Annotated in this window: 1 pseudogene; it reads right to left on the bottom strand. The window is 47.0% G+C overall.

Annotation, left to right across the window (positions count from 1 at the left end):
• Positions 1–99: 99 nt before the first annotated feature.
• Positions 100–296: pseudogene (locus NE473_RS31605) on the bottom strand (DNA topoisomerase IV subunit B); the annotation flags it as partial.

Here is a 296-nt window from a genome sequence, read left to right as displayed (position 1 = left end):
CATAATTCTTCTCCTTCATAACGCAATATTAATTGTTTTTTAGATATCCAGATTGCCGTACTTGGCGTTGGCCTCGATGAATTCACGTCTCGGCTCTACCTAGTCTCCCATCAGTGTCGTAAATGTCAGATCAATCTCCGATGCGGTCTCCTCGTCAAAGGCGACACGAAGCAGAATCCTGCGCTCCGGATCCATGGTCGTCTCCCAGAGCTGCTCGGCATTCATCTCTCCCAGACCTTTGTAAGGCTGAATCTTATTATTGGTGTCACGTCCGATTTCCTTCAGGATGTTGTTTA

This window comes from Hungatella sp. SL.1.14 (genome assembly GCF_024460495.1).
Classification (GTDB): Bacteria; Bacillota; Clostridia; order Lachnospirales; family Lachnospiraceae; genus Hungatella; species Hungatella hathewayi.
Note: the sequence above shows the minus strand (reverse complement) of the source record. Positions and strands in the feature narration are given on the sequence as shown.